The 15,048-nt window shown below is 66.1% G+C and carries 14 protein-coding genes; 8 read left to right on the top strand and 6 right to left on the bottom strand.

The window, feature by feature from the left end:
* The first annotated feature begins 205 nt into the window (after window positions 1–205).
* The 6 genes from JAB6_RS10150 to JAB6_RS10125 all read left to right on the top strand — a co-directional run bounded on the left by JAB6_RS10150 (window position 206) and on the right by JAB6_RS10125 (window position 6,491).
* Window positions 206–1,372, top strand: coding sequence for a porin (locus JAB6_RS10150; RefSeq protein ID WP_070302678.1), 1,167 nt, complete (start codon window positions 206–208; stop codon window positions 1,370–1,372).
* A gap of 28 nt (window positions 1,373–1,400) precedes the next feature.
* A complete protein-coding gene (locus JAB6_RS10145; RefSeq protein ID WP_254671538.1) occupies window positions 1,401–1,925 on the top strand; it encodes a sorbitol dehydrogenase family protein in 525 nt (174 codons plus the stop codon).
* 9 nt (window positions 1,926–1,934) lie between these two features.
* A complete protein-coding gene (locus JAB6_RS10140) occupies window positions 1,935–3,545 on the top strand; it encodes a GMC family oxidoreductase (protein WP_070302675.1) in 1,611 nt (536 codons plus the stop codon).
* A complete protein-coding gene (locus JAB6_RS10135; RefSeq protein ID WP_139143339.1) occupies window positions 3,542–4,948 on the top strand; it encodes a cytochrome c in 1,407 nt (468 codons plus the stop codon). Before JAB6_RS10140 ends, JAB6_RS10135 begins: the two co-directional genes overlap by 4 nt.
* A gap of 114 nt (window positions 4,949–5,062) precedes the next feature.
* Window positions 5,063–5,515 carry an Rrf2 family transcriptional regulator gene (locus tag JAB6_RS10130; RefSeq protein WP_070302673.1) on the top strand — a complete coding sequence of 151 codons (453 nt, stop codon included), beginning with the start codon at window positions 5,063–5,065 and terminating at the stop codon, window positions 5,513–5,515.
* On the top strand, window positions 5,502–6,491 hold the full coding sequence (locus JAB6_RS10125) for an NAD(P)/FAD-dependent oxidoreductase (protein ID WP_083292644.1): 990 nt from the start codon (window positions 5,502–5,504) through the stop codon (window positions 6,489–6,491). Before JAB6_RS10130 ends, JAB6_RS10125 begins: the two co-directional genes overlap by 14 nt.
* On the opposite strand, the gene JAB6_RS10120 is transcribed toward JAB6_RS10125, so the two are convergent.
* Window positions 6,419–7,186 (bottom strand): SDR family oxidoreductase, encoded by a 768-nt coding sequence (locus JAB6_RS10120; RefSeq protein ID WP_070302671.1) that lies wholly within the window; start codon window positions 7,184–7,186, stop codon window positions 6,419–6,421. The two genes, JAB6_RS10125 and JAB6_RS10120, sit on opposite strands and share 73 nt — an antisense overlap.
* Window positions 7,187–7,309: 123 nt before the next feature.
* On the opposite strand from JAB6_RS10120, the gene JAB6_RS10115 reads away from it, so the two are divergent.
* Window positions 7,310–8,233, top strand: coding sequence for a LysR family transcriptional regulator (locus JAB6_RS10115; RefSeq protein WP_070302670.1), 924 nt, complete (start codon window positions 7,310–7,312; stop codon window positions 8,231–8,233).
* Between the two features lie 15 nt (window positions 8,234–8,248).
* Complete coding sequence (locus JAB6_RS10110) at window positions 8,249–9,001, top strand: DUF4303 domain-containing protein (protein ID WP_175444523.1); 753 nt, start codon at window positions 8,249–8,251, stop codon at window positions 8,999–9,001.
* 3 nt (window positions 9,002–9,004) lie between these two features.
* Here JAB6_RS10110 and JAB6_RS10105 read toward each other — a convergent pair whose 3' ends face one another.
* From JAB6_RS10105 to JAB6_RS10085, 5 genes are all read right to left on the bottom strand, one after another.
* Window positions 9,005–10,126, bottom strand: coding sequence for a metallophosphoesterase (locus tag JAB6_RS10105; RefSeq protein WP_070302668.1), 1,122 nt, complete (start codon window positions 10,124–10,126; stop codon window positions 9,005–9,007).
* Between the two features lie 72 nt (window positions 10,127–10,198).
* Window positions 10,199–11,713, bottom strand: coding sequence for a response regulator (locus JAB6_RS10100; protein WP_051991774.1), 1,515 nt, complete (start codon window positions 11,711–11,713; stop codon window positions 10,199–10,201).
* A complete protein-coding gene (locus tag JAB6_RS10095) occupies window positions 11,700–13,523 on the bottom strand; it encodes an ATP-binding protein (RefSeq protein ID WP_070302666.1) in 1,824 nt (607 codons plus the stop codon). Before JAB6_RS10095 ends, JAB6_RS10100 begins: the two co-directional genes overlap by 14 nt.
* Window positions 13,520–14,605, bottom strand: coding sequence for an ATP-binding SpoIIE family protein phosphatase (locus tag JAB6_RS10090; RefSeq protein WP_235194301.1), 1,086 nt, complete (start codon window positions 14,603–14,605; stop codon window positions 13,520–13,522). Before JAB6_RS10090 ends, JAB6_RS10095 begins: the two co-directional genes overlap by 4 nt.
* Window positions 14,602–15,048 (bottom strand): ATP-binding protein, encoded by a 447-nt coding sequence (locus JAB6_RS10085; protein ID WP_070302665.1) that lies wholly within the window; start codon window positions 15,046–15,048, stop codon window positions 14,602–14,604. The genes JAB6_RS10090 and JAB6_RS10085 overlap by 4 nt, the downstream gene beginning before the upstream one ends.

The raw sequence follows: 15,048 nt of genomic DNA, 5'->3' as shown, positions 1-15,048 counted from the left end.
GCCGGATTTGCTATAAGACACAAGAAAGTTTTGCTATAAGACTAAGCCCTACAGTCAATCACTTACATGTGAGTAAATAAGCGTATAATTTGCTTCACTTGATCCAAATCAAGAAGAACAGCGGACGCTCCTCTCGCGGGAGGGGACTGCAACGCGGCGCCACGCCCGTATTTCGCCAGAGAAAACAGGAAAGTCAGGAAAAAAAATGAACACACCATGCATGCGCGCTGCGGCGCTGGCCGTCTCCACGCTCATCGGCGCAAACGTTTGCGCCCAAAGCAATGTCACCATTTACGGCGTGGTCGACGCGGCCACCGCGTACGCGAGCAACCAGGGCGGCAAGTCGAATACCTATATGCGCAGCGGCAGCTTGTCCGCCAGCAAGATCGGTTTCCAGGGCGTGGAAGACCTGGGCGGCGACCTGAAGGCGCTGTTCCTGCTGGAAAACGGCTTTGAAAGTGACACGGGCGCGCAAAGTTCGGCCAGTTCCCTGTTCAACCGCCAGGCCTACGTGGGCTTGCAATCGACAGCTTACGGCACCGTGACGGCGGGCCGCCAGTACACGCCGTACTACCTGCTCGTGGGTTCGCTGGCATCGAGCAATGTCTTGACGGGCGCGACCGGCGCCCACCCGGGCGACATCGACGGCCTCGACACGACCGTGCGTATCAGCAATTCCGTCACCTACAGCATGCCCGCCTGGCGCGGCTTGCAGGCCAGCGCGCAATACGGCTTTGGCGAAGCGGCCGACGGCAATGCCGTGGGCAGCAGCTTCAGCGCCGCCGTCAAGTACAGCACGTCGCCAGCCGAATTCGCGCTCGGCTACCTGAAACTGAAAAATGGCCAGAATGGCGCCGGCTGGAGCGACAACGCATCGGGCAGCTTCGGTATCTCCGCCCTCAACCAGGGCTACGCCTCGGCGGAAAGCATAGCATTCATCGCCGCCAGCGCACGCTACACCATGGGCAAGTGGATGGTGGGCGCCAATGCCAGCAACGTGCAATACCAGGCGGGCAGCCGCTCGGCCTTCCGCGACACGGCCATCTTCAATACGGCCGGCCTGATTTCGAGCTATCAGCTGACGCCGCAGTGGTTCCTGTCCGCCGGCTACAGCGACACCTTCGCCAGCCACGCCAACGGCATCGCCGACCGCGCGCGCTACCGCCAACTGTCGTTCGAACAGAATTACGCGCTGTCGAAGCGGACGGCGATCTACCTGATCGAAGCGCGCCAGCTGGCGCGCGGCCAGACACTGGGGCAGGACGGCGCGATCGTCAACGCCGTCGCCTCGGTCGGCGATTCGCAAAACGGCACGCCGTCGTCGAACGGCGGGCAGACGGTGGTGATGGTCGGTCTCAAGCATTCTTTCTGAACGGTTGCTGAACTCACGGGAGCTTCAATTGGACGCTACACACAATAAGGAGGGCCGCGGCCCTCTGAATCCCGGCCGCCGCATGGTGCTGGCCGGCCTGCTGTCGGCGTCGGCCGCGGCGCTGATTCCCTGGGCGCTGGCCGAACCGGTCGCCAATGCGGAGCAGGGCGCTTTCCTCGGCGTGTCGGCCATGCTCATCGGGCGGCAAGTGCTCGACCCCGTGCTGGCCAAGCGCCTGTATGACGCGCTGGTGGCGCAAGACGCCGCCTTCCCCGCGAAGGTGCGTGCGCTGCTGGCGCTGATCAATGCGCAGGGCTTGCAGGCGGCCGGCTTGCAGGAAGCGCTCGACGCGCTGGGCCCGGCCCAGTCGCCGCTGGCGGCCTTGCCGCGACAGATCGCCAGCGCCTGGTACCTGGGCATCGTCGGCACGGGCGAGGCGGCCGTCTGCGTCGCCTACGAGCAGGCCTTGAACGCGGCCGTCGTCGCCGACGTGCTCAAACCTCCCACGTATTCCTACGGCGCCTACGGCAGCTGGGCCAGAAAACCAATTTAAGGAGCCATCATGGCTGAAGAACTCTCCGCCGATTACCTCGTGATCGGCTCCGGCATCATCGGTTCCCTGGCCGCGCGCAAGCTGGCGCTGGCGGGCGCCTCGGTGCTGATCCTGGAAGCGGGCCCGCGCGTGTCGCGCGGCGAAATCGTCGCCCGTTTCCGCAACACGACGCGCCGCAGCGACTGGATGTCGCCATATCCATCGGTGGCCACGGCGCCGCACCCGATCTACCAGCCGAAGGACAACGGCTACCTGGTGCAGGGCGGCCCGTACCCATACCCGGCCGAATACATCCGCCAGTTCGGCGGCACTTCGTGGCATTGGGCCGCGCAGGCGTGGCGCAACGTGCCGAACGACTTCCGCATCCATACCCTGTATGGCGTGGGTGTCGACTGGCCGATCAGCTATGAAGACCTGGAGCCGTTCTACCAGGAAGCGGAAGAGATCATGGGCGTCTCGGGTGCCGACAATACGGGTTCGCCGCGCAAGCAGGCCTTCCCGATGGATTCCGTGACGGAGCCGTACGCCATGCGCCGCATCCGCGAACGCCTCGACCCGTCGTTCAAGGTGGTCGGCAACACGGTGGCGCGCAACAGCGTCAGCTACGATGGCCGTCCGGCCTGCTGCGGCAATAACAGCTGCCAGCCGATCTGCCCCATCGACGCGCAATACCATGGCGGCATCGCCGCAGTGCAGGCGGAAGCAGCGGGCGTCAAGATCGTCTGCAACGCCAACGTCTACAAGCTGGAACACGATGCGCAGGGCCGCATCACGGCCGCCCTGTACTACGACGTGGACAAGAAGAGCCACCGGGTCACGGCCAAGACCTTCATCCTGGCCGCCAACGGCATCGAAAGCCCCCGCTTGCTGCTCGTTTCCGCTTCGGACAAATACCCGAACGGCCTGGCCAACAGCAGCGACATGGTGGGCCGCAACCTGATGGACCACCCGAGCACCTCGATCACCTTCGACGCCGATGAAGACCTGTGGCTGGGCCGGGGCCCGCAAAGCCCCAATTCCATCAACACCATGCGCGATGGCGATTTCCGCAGCCAGCATTCGCCGTACCGCCTGGATTTCACGAACATCTCGAGAGTCGATGGCACCACCAGGGAATTGATCGGCAAGGGTGTGTTTGGCGATGCATTCGAACAGCAGCTGCGTTTCCGCTCGGCCCGTGAAATGAGCTTGAAAAACGTGCTGGAAGTGCTGCCGAATCCGGAAAACCGCATCGCCCTCAGCAGCGAGAAAGATGCCATGGGCATTCCCAAGCCGCAGGCGCATTACGCAATCGACGAGTACACCAAGCGCGGCCACGAGCGCTCGAAGCAGGATTTCGAGCGCATCGCCAAACTGATGGGCGGCACCAATCTGCGCCATAGCAAGGAAGGCGTGTTCGCCAACAACCAGCACATCTGCGGCACCCTGTCGATGGGTTCCGATCCGGCCAAGGCCGTGTGCGACCAGTGGGGCCGCACTTTCGACCACGCCAACCTGTTCCTGTGCAGCACGGGTGTGCTGCCCACGTCCGGCACCTGCAATTCGACGGAAAACGGCCTGGCCGTGGCGCTGCGCACCGTCAAGCATATCCTCGACGAACAACAGGGAGGCACGGCATGATGGCGATCTTCAGACTGGCGGCCGGCGCCGCCTTGCTGTCCCTGGCCTTGCCCGTGCTGGCGGCACAAGCGCCGGGCGCGGACGTACAGGCGATCGAACGCGGCCGCTACCTGGCCACGGCCGGCGACTGCATCGCCTGCCACAGCGTGCCTGGCGGGAAGCCTATGGCGGGCGGCCTGGCCCTGGCCACGCCGCTGGGCGCCATCGTCGCCACCAACATCACGCCGTCGACAACGCATGGCATCGGCAACTACACGCTGGCGCAGTTTTCCGCCGCCGTGCGCCATGGCGTGCGGGCCGACGGCGCCAATCTGTACCCGGCCATGCCCTACACGGCCTACGCCAAGGTGACGGATGACGACACGGCCGCCCTGTACGCCTACTTCATGCATGGCGTGGCGGCAGTGGACACGGCGCCGGCGCAAAAGACGGACTTGCCATTCCCGTTCAATATCCGTTTGTCGATGGCGGGCTGGAACCTGCTCTTCCTCGATAAAAAACCGTTCGTGGCCGATGCGTCGAAAAGCATGGAGTGGAACCGTGGCGCCTACCTGGCGCAAGGCCTGGCCCACTGCACCACGTGCCACACGCCGCGCAACGCGCTGATGGCGGAGCAGCTGTCGAAGGAGCTGGGCGGCGCGGACCTGGGTACGTGGTATGCGCCGAACATCACGTCGGACGTCAACAGCGGCGTGGGTGGCTGGAGCCAGCAGGAACTGGCCGGCTACCTGCGCACGGGCCGCGCCGCGCACCGTGGGCAGGCGGCAGGCCCGATGGCCGAGGCCATCGACCATAGCCTCAAGCACCTGAGCGACGCGGACTTGAACGCCATCGCGCACTACATCAAGAGCGTGCCTGCCATCCGCGACAAGGCGGACGTGAAACCGGTGACGCAATGGGGCCATGCTGGCGACGAGTTGAGCAGCATCCGCGGCGTGCCGCTGCCGCAAAACCTGAACACGATGTCGGGTGCGCAGCTCTACGATGCGCAGTGCGCCAGCTGCCACCAGGCCAAGGGCGAGGGCAGTTTCGATGGCAGCTTGCCGCCCCTGTTCCACAACTCGGCGACGGGCCGCGGCAACAGCAATAACCTGGTGATGGCGATACTCGATGGCGTGGAACGGCAGGACGGCAAGGGTAGTCATGCCGGCCACCTGATGCCCGCCTTCCGCCAGACCCTGTCGGACGAGCAGATCGTCACCCTCGGCAATTACGTGCAGCGGATGTACGGCAATCCCGCCATCAAGGTGACGGCGGAGCAGGTGACGACCTTGCGCAATGGCGGCGCACCGTCGAACCTGATCGGCCTTGCCCGCGCGGGCATCATCGTCGGCGTGCTGGTGCTGCTGGCTTTGCTGCTGTGGTGGCGGGGTCGGCGGCGCAAGGAAACATCGACAGCGTAAAAAGACACCCTGAAGCAAAGGCTGGGGTCAGACCCGACAAGGTCTGCCCCTTTTTTTACGCAGGAGTTTGCAACTGATTTGCATCTGCGTGAATTATGTACTATCATTAGTTACATGAGACGCGACAGCAAACTATCATCGATCCTCCATGTGCTGCTGCACATGGCCCATGCGGGACGCCCGATGACGTCCGAGGAACTCTCCGCTTACCTGGACACCAACCCCGTGCTGGTGCGGCGCGTGATGGCCGGCCTGCGCGAGCGCGGCTACGTGGCGTCGGACAAGGGCCATGGCGGCGGCTGGCGCATCGTCTGCGACCTGCACCAGGTGACCCTGCAAGACATCTACGTGGCCGTGGGTTCGCCCACCATCTTCGCCATGGGCAACCGTGTCGATCAGCCGGGCTGTTTGGTTGAGCAGGTTGTCAACCAGTCGCTGGCCAGCGCCTTCGATGAAGCCGAGGCGCTGCTGATCCAGCGCTTTGGCACCGTCACCCTGGCCGACCTGGCCGACCGTTTCAGCCAACAATACGCCACCCACAAAGGAGCACCACATGCACATTCCTGAATCGCCTGGCATCCCGTTCGATGCCGTCATCGTTGGCGGCAGCTACGCGGGTCTGTCCGCCGCCACGCAACTGGCGCGCGCCCGCCGCCGCGTGCTGGTGATCGACGGCGGCCAGCGCCGCAACCGCTACGCCAGCCATTCCCACGGTTTCCTGACCCAGGACGGCAGCGGCACGGCCGCCATCGCGGCCGAGGGCAAGGCGCAGTTGATGGCGTATGCCACCGTCACCTGGCGGGACGGCATGGCCGTGCAGGCTGCGGCCAGCAGCGATGGCGATGGCTTCGATGTGACCCTGGCGGATGGCCATGTCGTGCACGGCCGCCGCCTCGTGCTGGCCACCGGCGTGATCGATGAACTGCCGCCCGTCGATGGCCTGGCCGAGCGCTGGGGCGGCAGCGTCTTTCACTGCCCGTATTGCCACGGCTATGAACTGGAGCAGGGCGCCATCGGCGTGCTGGCCACCGGCCCCTTGTCCATGCACCATGCGCTGATGCTGCCCGACTGGGGCACGGTCACTTTTTTCCTCAATGGCGCGTTCGAGCCTGATGCGGCGCAGCTGGCGCAACTGGAGGCACGCGGCGTAACTTTGGTGCGCACGCCCGTGGCGCGGATCGACGCGGTGGCCGACGTGGTCACGGCCGATGGCAGCCGCCACGCGATGGCCGGCCTGTTCGTGGCGACCCGCACCCGCCTGGCTAGTTCCCTGGCCGGCGAATTGGGCTGCGCGCTGGAAGACGGGCTCATGGGACCGTTCGTGCGCACCGACGAGCAAAAGGCCAGCAGCGTGCCTGGTGTCTTTTGCTGCGGTGACGCGGGCCGCATGGCGGGCAGCGTGGCGTTTGCGGTGGCCGATGGCGCCATGGCGGGCGTGGCGGCGCACCGCTCGCTGATGTTCGGACTCGATCAGGCGGCAAAACCGCCATCGATCTTCAGCCCGGCGCCCGTGACGAACGCCGCTTCCGCGCTGGCCAGATAGGCGACCATGCCGGCGATTTCATCGGCCGTGCCGTGGCGGGGCAGGGCCATCAGGCCGTGCATCAGGTCGGCAAAGTCGCCCGTCGGCGGGTTCATGTCCGTGGCGACGGGGCCCGGTTCCACATTATTGATGGTGATGCCGCGCGGGCCCAGGTCGCGCGACAGGCCTTGCGTCAGGCCGCTCAGCGCCGATTTGCTCATGGCGTAGGCGGCCGCGCCGCCGAACGGCATGCGGTGCGCATTCGTGCTGCCGATATTGATGATGCGCCCGCCCGTCGGCATGTGCGCCACGGCCGCCTTGATGGCGACGAAGACGGCGCGCACGTTGACGTTCAAGGTCTTGTCGAAGTCTTCCAGCGAAAAATCGTCGATGGCGCCAGGCAGGAACACGCCCGCATTGTTGACGAGGATGTCGACACGCCCAAACTGCGCCGCCACCTTGGCGATGGCGGCCGTCAGGGCGGAGGCGTCGGCCGCATCGGCCTGCACGCCCAGGGCCTTGCCGCCGGCCGCCTCCACTTTGGCGGCCAGCGCCTGCGCTTCGGCGGCGGAGCTTTGGTAGGTGAAGACGACGTTGGCGCCCTGGCTGGCAAGGCGGCGCACGATGGCGGCGCCGATGCCGCGCGAGCCGCCCGTCACGAACGCGATCTTGTCTTGCAGTGGCAGGGAGGTGCTGGTGGTGGCTTGGGTTTGCATGATGAGCTTTCTGAGTGGGGAGTCGAGGAATTCAGTATCTGCCTTTCATTCCTGTCGCGCTAGCCATGAATCGCTACAATCACTTTCAACCATTGGTATCAAATGAGCGGGTAGAATAGGCGCATGGAAGCCCTCAATCACTTGCAATCGTTTGTGTTGTCTGCCGAGCTGGGCAGCTTTTCGGCCGCCGCGCGCCGCCTGGGCCTGACGCCAGCGGCCGTCAGCAAGAACGTGGCGCGGCTGGAAGCGAGCCTGGGGTTGCGGCTGTTCCAGCGCAGCACACGCCGTTTGACCCTGACGGAAGGGGGCGAGCGCTTCCTGCAGCAGATCGGCGGTGCCCTGTCCACCTTGCGCGAAGCGATTGCCGGCGTGGCGGAAGAGGGCGGCCAGCCGGCCGGCATACTGAAAATCAGTATGGCGCCGTCGTTCGGACGCAGCTATGTGGTGCCCTTGCTGGGCGACTTCATCGCGCGCTATCCCGGCGTCATTCCCGACTGCCATTTCGACAACCGGCAAGTGGACCTGGTCGGCGAAGGGTTTGACGTGGCCATCGGCGGCGGCATCGAGCTGACGCCGGGCGTGGTGGCGCGCGAACTGGGCCACGCCCACATCGTCGCCACGGCATCGCCCGCCTTCATGCGGGGCAAGGCCATGCCCATGCACCCGTCGGACCTGGCACAATTCGACGGCGTGGCGCGCCGCTCGGCCGGCAGCGGCCGATTGCGCAGCTGGATACTGCGCGACGGTTCGGGCGGCGAAGGCGTGGCCGAATGCCGGCCGCGCGCCATTTTCGACGATCCGGAAGCGATGGCGCAGGCGGCCATTCTTGGCGTGGGCGTGGCGCTGCTGCCCATGCCGCACGCGCTGGCCCATTTGCGCAGCGGCGCCCTGGTCCGGCTGCTGCCCGGCTGGCATGCCGATTCCGGCCCTTTGTCCGTGTACTATCCGAGCAAGAAACTGCTGCCCGCAAAGACGCGCGTGTTCGTCGATTTTTTGCTGGAACAGTTCCGCCAGCGCGATTTCGCCGCGCAGATACGGCCCGATTAATCGATGAAAAATCTTATGCCTGACAACTACAGCCTGTTTTACACCTTTGACCATGATCAGCCGGCCCGCTTCCAGGAAGCGCGCGTGTTCGGCACCACCGTGTGGACGGCCAGCGGCGCGGCCATGACCTGGGGCGCGGAGACGCGCACGCAGTATGCGAGCGTCGCCGTAGCGCAGGCTGCCTATCTGTCCCATTGCGATGCTGCTGTCGCCGGTGGCCATACCCTGGCGCGCGCCATGCTCATCGACCCGGCCGTCTTTGATTTCGCGCTGCTGCACACCCTGGTGGCGGACGCCGCGCGCCGGGCATTTGGGGCCGTGCGCCGTGCCCATCCTGATCAGCACATCGACGCTTACGCGCTGGTCAGCGACGACAGCGCCATGACCATCGGCCCGGCGGCCAACAGCCGCGAAGCGCTGGCCGCCTCGGAGTACGGCGAAGAGATGCTGTGGAATCCGGCGGAATGGGCGTTTGAGGACGGGGTCGCGTATTTCGACAGCGCCTACCGATTGCTGCTGCAGGCGCACCGCGACTTGCCCTTCGACGTCGATTTCGACACCTTCCGCAGCGGCGTGTTCGACGCCTGCATTGCGGCGCTGGCGCAGCTTGATGCCGAACGCTGTTTTGGTGCGGGCGCGCAGCGTGACGATTTCGTGCTGCTGTTTGAGGTCAGCGACAGCGAGGCGGTGGAAGGCGCGATGGAACGATTGAATCCGCCGGCCGTGGTGGCGCGTTTCGCGGCGTGGATGGCCAGCTGGGCCGATTAGGTTCTACGCCGCCACCAGCCTCAGTCTCGTAATCTCCGCCGGCGCGCCGATGCGTTTCGGCGGGCCCCAGTAACCGGTGCCGCGGCTCACATAAATCCACAGGCGGCCTTGCCGGTGCAGGCCCGCCACATACGGCTGCTGCAGCGGCACGAACAGATTCCAGGGCCAGAATTGTCCCCCGTGCGTGTGGCCCGACAATTGCAGGTCGTAGCCGGCCGCTTCGGCGTCAGGCGCGCTGCGCGGCTGGTGCGCCAGCAGGATGCGGGGGAGATCGGCCGGTGCGCCGGCGATGGCCGCTTGCGGGTCGCTTTTCTGGGCAGGGTCGAAACTGGCCGCATTGAAATCGGTGACGCCGGCCAGGGCCAGGCGCGCGCCGTCGTGTTCGAGCACCGTGTGCTCGTTCATCAGTACGCGCAAGCCCAGGCGGCGGAATTCCGCCACCCACGGCGCGGCGCCCGAATAGTATTCGTGGTTGCCCGTCACGAGGAAGACGCCATGGCGCGCACGCAGCTCGCCCAGCGGCGCCGTATGGCTGCCCAGCTGCGCCACCGTGCCATCGACCACGTCGCCCGTGATGGCGACGATGTCGGCCCGCAGGCCGTTGGCGCGCTCGACGATGGCTTCCACGTAGGCGCGCTTGATGGTGGCGCCCACGTGGATGTCGCTCAGCTGCACGATGGTCAAGCCCTGCAAGGCAGCCGGCAGGCCGGCAATCGGCACCGTCACTTCGCGCACGCGCGCCACCTTGCGAGCGTTGAGGTAGCCGACGACGGTGGCCAGCAGGGCCAGAAGCAGGACCAGCACGGCGGACGCCTGTGCGTGCGGGCGGGCGGCGGGAATCAGCAGGGTCAGCTCGCGCAGCACGGTGAGTACGAACAGCGAGGAAAAAAAGCCCATGCACAGCGAGCCAGCCCAGCTCAAGCGGTCGGCCAGGCGCCCATCGTTGGTGACGGCGCGGGCGAAGATGGTCATCGGCATGAGCATGGTCGAGGCGAGCAAGACGGCGCCGCCCAGCAGCCAGCCGGCCAGGCCGACGGGCAGGGCAGGCAGCAGCAGCCAGCCCAGCAGGGCGTGCAGGGCGCCCAGTATCATGGTGATGCGCAGCAGCGGCGTGCGGGTTTTCATGTCATGGTTCCAGAGGTGAGGCGGCCGCCGATTATAGCGGACGCCCTGGCAACACGCAGCCGCCACCCCCGCTCATGGTGCGATATGCAATCCCAGCATGGCCAGCTTGCCAAAATCGACAGGCTTGGCGAAGTGTTCATTGAAACCCGACGCCAGGGCCGCCTGCCGGTCGTGTTCCTGGCCATAGCCGGTCAGCGCCACGAGCAGGAACTGCTGCGGTATCGGCAGCTGGCGCATTTTGACGGCCACGTCGTAGCCGCTCATGTCGGGCAGGCCGATGTCGAGAAAGACGATGTCGGGCTTGAATTCCAGGGTGCGCTCGGTCGCTTGCGTGCCAGTGTAGGCCGTGCGCACCGTGTGGCCGTACATTTCCAGCAATTCGGCCAGGGTGTCGGCCGCGTCGCAGTTGTCGTCGACGACGAGGATGCGCTGGCTGCCGCCGGTGGCCGCCTCCGGCGCTGGCGCGGCCGGCTGCGGCAGGTTGGCGTCGAGCGGCAGGATGACTTCGAAGGTGCTGCCCAGCCCCACGCCAGGGCTGTGCACGCTGACCTGGCCGCCGTGCAAGGTCACCAGGTTGCGCACCAGCGACAGGCCGATGCCCAAGCCGTCCTGCACCCGGTCGGGCGAGTGGCCGCTCTGCTCGAACAGGCCGAAGATGCTGTCGATGCTGGCGGCGGCGATGCCGATGCCGTTGTCGCTCAGGCTGATGCGCACGTTGTCGCTTTCGCGCACGGCGGTGATGGCGATGCGCCCGCCCGGCGCCGTGAACTTGGCCGCGTTGAGCAGCAGGTTGGCGACGATCTGCGACAGGCGCACGGCGTCGCCGCAGACCCACAGTTCTTCCTTGGGCAAGTTCACGTCCAGCGCATGGCCGCGCGCTTCGACGCTGTGCGAGCTCGTTTCCAGCGCGCTGCGGATGACGCTGGCCAGGCTCACGCTTTCCCATTGCAGCGAGATTTTGCCCTGCGAGATGCGCGACACGTCGAGCAGGTCGTCCACCAGGCGCACCAGGTGGTCGGTGTGGCGCCCGATGGTGCGGCGTGCGTTGTCCTGCACGGCCGGCACGACGGGGTCGAGCTTGCACAGCAGGGCCAGCGCCGTGCGGATGGGGCCCAGCGGATTGCGCAATTCGTGCGCCAGGGTGGCCAGGAATTCATCCTTGCGGCGGTCCACGTCGCGCAGCGCGCGCTCGACCCGTCCCAGCCGCAGCAGCGCCTTGACGTTGGCGATCAGTTCATCGGCCTCGATCGGCTCGACCAGATAATTGTCGGCGCCGCCATCGAGGGCGCGGATCTTGTCGGCCGTGCCGATGCAGGAAGCGGACGTCTGCAGCACCAGGATGGTGTTCGTCTCGGCGCCGCCCTTCAGCTGGCGGCACACTTCCAGGCCGTTGATGTCGGGCAGCTTGACGTCGAGGAGGATCAGGTTGGGGCGGTCCTGGCGGGCGCGCAGCAGCGCGTCGCCCCCATTCGAGGCTTCGATGACCTTGAAGCCGGCGCGTTTGAGGATGCGCGATTTGGCGTAGCGTGCGCCGTCGCTGTCATCGACGTTCAGGATCAGAGCATCGCTGTTGTTATCCGGTAGCATGCGCATTGTCCCATGTGGTTGTGCCTTGCGGCGGAGCCGGCTCTTGCCGGTGATGTGTATTGCCGATCAGCGCGCGCAGGGTCGCCAGCAATTGCTGGCGCGACAGCGGCTTGATGTAGTAGGCCTCGGCGCCCAGGGCCAGTCCCTTGCGCACGTCGTCGATCTCGGTGGCGACGATGACAGGTACCTGGCGCCGCAGCGGGTCGTTTTTCAGCTCGGCCAGCCAATGCCAGGCCGTTTCGCCGTGCAGCAGGATGTCGAGGATGACGGCGGCGGGGCGCTGCTGTTCCCAGCGCTCCTGCGCCTCGCGCACGCTGCGCGCGGGAACGACGCGAAATTCGCTGCCGGCCAAAAATTTTTCATACAGCAGGCGCACGGGCGGATTGTCTTCCACCACGAGCACGCCGATGCGCTGGTCGTTGCCATTGTCGTTGGCCGGCGCGCTGGGCGGCAGGCTGCCTTCGGGCGCATGGTAGCTGGTGGGCAGGACGACGGAAAACAGCGAACCGTGGCCCGGTGTGCTTTCCACGGACACCGTGCCATTGAGCAGGGTGGCCAGGTTGCGGCACAGGGGCAGGCCCAGGCCCGTGCCCTTGACCTTGCGCTGCATGTGGTTTTCCACCTGGCTGAATTCCTCGAAGATCAGCTGCACGTCTTCGGCATCGATGCCCAGGCCCGTGTCGGAGACGGAAAAGCGGATGGCGTCCTGCTCCGGCAAGGGCGTGGCACTGACGACGATGGCGCCGGCCTCGGTGAATTTGAGGGCGTTGGAGATGAAGTTGCGCAGGATTTGCGACAGCTTGCCTTCATCCGTGTGGATGTGCAGCGCCGGGTCGGGGTCGATGAAGGTCAAGGTGAGGGTATCGGACACCAGCAGCGGACGCAGCATGCCGCGCAGGGCGCTGAACAGGTCGGCCACATGGAAGCTGTTGGCGTGCACGTCGACCTTGCCCGCCTCGATCTTGGCCAGGTCCAGCAGGTCGTTGACCAGGTCGCTCAGGCTGACGGCGCTTTGCAGGATGAACATCACCTGCTTTTCCTGCTCTTCCGACAGATCGCCGTCGATGCGGTCGAGCAGCAGCTTGGACAGGGCGCGGATGGAGCTGAGCGGGGTGCGGAATTCATGGCTCATGTTCGACAGGAAGCGCGATTTCATCTGGTCGGCGCGGCGCAGGTGGTCGGCTTTTTCGTCGAGTTCCGCGAACAGCGCCACCACGCCGCGGTTGGTGTCTTCCAGCTCGCGCGTCAGCTGCAGCAGGTCGTCCTGGCGCGTCTTCAGTTCGGCCAGGGTGCTCAAAAGCTCGCGGTTCTGCTGCTGCACTTCGGACAGCGTGATATCCGAAGGCAGCGCCTGCAGGCTGCCGGACAGCGTGCCGATCATGCTTCCGTCGAGCAGGCGCGCGTCGCGCGGGAACAGCTTGTGCAGCGTGATCTGCGTGCCTTCGCCGGGCGTGCTGTGGATATGGCAGCGGTCCATCAGGCGCTGGGCGCCCAGGATGCCCAGGCCCATGCCCGTCGGCGAGCGGTAGGTGCCGGCCAATATCTTGTCGAGCTGCGCAATGCCGGGGCCCTGGTCTTCGATGCGGATGCTGAGCACCTGCGGCGCCGTCTGGCCGTCGATGGCGAAATGCACCTTGCCGCTGCCGGCGTAGTTGTAGACGTTGCGCGCCAGTTCCGACACGGCCGTGGCGATGCGCACCTGGTCCTGCACGCCGAAGCCGCACAGGGCGGCGATCTGCCGCGCGCGCTGGCGTGCGCCCACTACATCGAGTTCGCTGCCGATATGGGCCGTCAATATGCGTTGCGTCATGCTGTTTCGCTCCTTTCCGCGGTGACGGCCTGGCATTCCTCATGTTCGCGCAGCACCACCACCGTGACGTCGTCGCGCCCGCGCGCAAAATCGCGGTACAGCACGGCGGCGACGAGGCTGGGGTGGCATTGCGCCAGGCCCGGATACTGTTCCAGGTCCCAGCGCGTGTGCAAGCCGTCCGAGTGCATGATCAAGGTCGTGCCCAGCTGCCATGGATAGCAGAACTCCTGCACCTTGCGCAGGTTGCTGCCGACGATGCCGTTATGCGACAGCAGATGCCGGCGCTGCTGCGCATCGAAGGCGCAGGCGGCGATATTGCCCACGCCCGCATAGCGCAATTCGCGGCGCGCGCTGTCGATATGCGCCACCGCCATGGCCGCGCCGCGCGTCGTGCGCAGGGCGCCGTGGGCCAGTTCGATGAAGGGGGCGGGCAGGGGCGGCAAGCCGGGCGTGTCGGTTTCCAGCAAGGCGCTGGCGCGTTCCGAGGCGCGCGCCGCCAGCGGGCCGTGGCCCAGGCCATCGGCCACCATCAGGCTCAGTTCATGGCCTTCGCAGACCACGTTCCAGGCGTCGCCGCACACCTGCTCCGAGGCCAGCGGCAGGCACACGGCGCCGATGCGCCAGTTCGGATGGGCGGGGATGGCGCTGCTGGCGTGCTGCCCCCAGACCACCACCATCAGCACCGTGCCCTTGCCAGGCGCCGTGTACAGGTCGAATTCCTGGCCCAGGCGGCGTATCGCGCCCAGCCCCACGCCGTAGGTGCCCGTGGTGGAATGGCCATCCTGCATGTGCTGGCGTACATTGGCCATGCCGGGGCCGTTGTCGATGGCCAGCACTTCGATGCCGCTGGTGCCGCCGCGCAGCACCTTGCGCAGCAGGATTTCGCCGCGTTGCGCGTGCTTGACGATGTTGGTCGCCGCTTCGCTGATGATGATGGCCAGCTGGCCCGTGCGCACGTCGTCGAAGCCGATGCGGCGCGCCAGTTCGTTGCCGGCGCGGCGGGCCGCGGCGATCTCGCTCGGTTCGCCGATGGGAAAACTTCTTTGCCTGAGAATGTCAGGCTGTGGTTCCTGGTGGTTCAAAACAGCTTCCATTTCGCGATGGTGACGGTGGTGCCCGCGCCGGGCGCCGTGTCGATGTGAAATGCGTCGGCAAGGCGCTTGGCGCCGCCCAGCCCCAGTCCCAGCCCGCCGCCGCTGGTGTAGCCATCGGTCAGCGCCAGGGGGATATCGTCGATGCCCGGTCCCGCATCGACAAAGCGCAGTTCCAGCCCCTGCCGCGCGCCATCGCAAACGCGCGCGATGCGCGCTTCGCCGCCGCCGCCGTAGCGCAGGGTGTTGCGCGCCAGCTCGCTGGCCGCCGTGATGATCTTGGTCTGTTCGATCAGGCCAAACCCCATGGCGACCATGCTGTCGCGCACCTGCTTGCGCAGCCGCACGACGTCTTCGTCGCTATGCAGGGGCAGGATCTGCTGCGTCTGCGGCCCTCCCGTCTGAGTCCGCTCCTGTGCCTGCGCGCCTAGCAT

The sequence above is a fragment of the Janthinobacterium sp. HH104 genome (assembly GCF_001758715.1).
GTDB classification, from domain to species: Bacteria; Pseudomonadota; Gammaproteobacteria; order Burkholderiales; family Burkholderiaceae_D; genus Janthinobacterium; species Janthinobacterium aestuarii.
The sequence above is the reverse complement of the archived record's forward strand: the minus strand, read 5'-3'. Positions and strand labels throughout refer to the sequence as shown.

What these genes read in the sequence shown, in the direction of transcription:
- JAB6_RS10150 (WP_070302678.1), top strand. Translation starts at nt 206, where the DNA reads ATGAACACACCATGCATGCGCGCTGCGGCGCTGGCCGTCTCCACGCTC.
- JAB6_RS10140 (WP_070302675.1), top strand. Translation starts at nt 1,935, where the DNA reads ATGGCTGAAGAACTCTCCGCCGATTACCTCGTGATCGGCTCCGGCATC.
- JAB6_RS10135 (WP_139143339.1), top strand. Translation starts at nt 3,542, where the DNA reads ATGATGGCGATCTTCAGACTGGCGGCCGGCGCCGCCTTGCTGTCCCTG.
- JAB6_RS10130 (WP_070302673.1), top strand. Translation starts at nt 5,063, where the DNA reads ATGAGACGCGACAGCAAACTATCATCGATCCTCCATGTGCTGCTGCAC.
- JAB6_RS10125 (WP_083292644.1), top strand. Translation starts at nt 5,502, where the DNA reads ATGCACATTCCTGAATCGCCTGGCATCCCGTTCGATGCCGTCATCGTT.
- JAB6_RS10120 (WP_070302671.1), bottom strand. Translation starts at nt 7,186, where the DNA reads ATGCAAACCCAAGCCACCACCAGCACCTCCCTGCCACTGCAAGACAAG.
- JAB6_RS10115 (WP_070302670.1), top strand. Translation starts at nt 7,310, where the DNA reads ATGGAAGCCCTCAATCACTTGCAATCGTTTGTGTTGTCTGCCGAGCTG.
- JAB6_RS10110 (WP_175444523.1), top strand. Translation starts at nt 8,249, where the DNA reads ATGCCTGACAACTACAGCCTGTTTTACACCTTTGACCATGATCAGCCG.
- JAB6_RS10105 (WP_070302668.1), bottom strand. Translation starts at nt 10,126, where the DNA reads ATGAAAACCCGCACGCCGCTGCTGCGCATCACCATGATACTGGGCGCC.
- JAB6_RS10100 (WP_051991774.1), bottom strand. Translation starts at nt 11,713, where the DNA reads ATGCTACCGGATAACAACAGCGATGCTCTGATCCTGAACGTCGATGAC.
- JAB6_RS10095 (WP_070302666.1), bottom strand. Translation starts at nt 13,523, where the DNA reads ATGACGCAACGCATATTGACGGCCCATATCGGCAGCGAACTCGATGTA.
- JAB6_RS10085 (WP_070302665.1), bottom strand. Translation starts at nt 15,048, where the DNA reads ATGCTAGGCGCGCAGGCACAGGAGCGGACTCAGACGGGAGGGCCGCAG.